Raw genomic sequence first — 1,048 nt, 5'->3', positions numbered from 1 at the left:
CTTGCGTTGTCGGGCATTTCTAACAATGCAGTCAAAGGGATGCAAAAAGCTTGGCTAAATTTTTGCTGAGCAAAAATATTAGCCAACTTTATTACACCCTTTACTACGGCGTTAGTTGTCTTTTAAAGCAAATATGCGTTATTTATTAATCTTGTTTGCAATTGGTTTAAGTGCTTTTTCAATAGCGTCTGAAGACATTGGGCCTAAACTAATAGTGAAAATTAAGCCTGAATATCCATTAGAGGCATTTCGTAACGGTATTGAAGGCTCAGTAATTGTGGTTTTCGACATAACTCAGATTGGAGCAACTGAAAACGTAAAAGTATTTGAATCAACTCCGAGCGTTGTATTTGATGCTAATTCAGTTGAAGCCGTTAAGAAATGGAAATTTAAACCAGTTGTATTAAAAGGAGAGCCAGTTGTTTTTAAAAATTATACTTTTAAAATTGACTTCTCGTTGCAAAATGGGGTTGTTATTGAAGTCCCATATAGGCGCTTCTATTAATGGTGTAGTCGTCAACTAACAAAGCAATAATGAAAGGGACGCAAAAAGCTTGGCTGCGTCACTTCGTTCCTAATTATAGCCAAGCTTTTATGCGCCCCATATTGCGGCGTTAGCTAAGTGCTTAACGTAGTTAAAAATTAAAATCTGGTGTTGTAGGTTTTCGAGTTGCTGGTTATTTTGTGCTAAAAAGTAACACCAACTCGTCACGCTCCAGTTGTTGGTAAGTTGGTTATTCCAACTTGTTTTACCGTTGAGCGGCATTTATATTGTTTGCCTGCCGCTTCAAGTGAGTTTATAAAAATGGCCTTTTGTGTCGCCCCGCTTTTGCATGTCCTCCAGTTCATTTTTCTAAGTTTACTTACGGCACTCTGCATTGTTCGTGTTGGCTTCTTTTCGCTGCTAAATTTGCAGTGAAAAATGGAGTAGGTAAGTTGCTAATTTGGTTTTGTGTTGTTTGCGGGTTAAGTTTTAAAGACTCAGCATTAGCTAACAATGCAATTAAGGGTGGACGCAAAAAGCTTGGCTTGCGCTCGTTCCTCGCTA

At 38.3% G+C, this 1,048-nt stretch carries 2 protein-coding genes; one reads left to right on the top strand and one right to left on the bottom strand.

The annotated features are described in order from the left end of the window. Positions 1-115 precede the first annotated feature (115 nt). The gene (locus tag WSC_RS21655; protein WP_157447167.1) at positions 116-505 is read left to right on the top strand and encodes an energy transducer TonB; all 390 of its coding nucleotides are present in this window, start codon (positions 116-118) and stop codon (positions 503-505) included. Positions 506-863: 358 nt separating this feature from the next. On the opposite strand, the gene WSC_RS25215 is transcribed toward WSC_RS21655, so the two are convergent. Then, a partial coding sequence (locus tag WSC_RS25215) for a hypothetical protein (RefSeq protein WP_040393781.1) occupies positions 864-1,048 on the bottom strand: 185 nt, incomplete at its 5' end.

Origin of the sequence: Catenovulum agarivorans YM01 (assembly GCF_000281085.1) — a bacterium.
GTDB classification, from domain to species: Bacteria; Pseudomonadota; Gammaproteobacteria; order Enterobacterales; family Alteromonadaceae; genus Catenovulum; species Catenovulum agarivorans.
The sequence above is the reverse complement of the archived record's forward strand: the minus strand, read 5'-3'. Positions and strand labels throughout refer to the sequence as shown.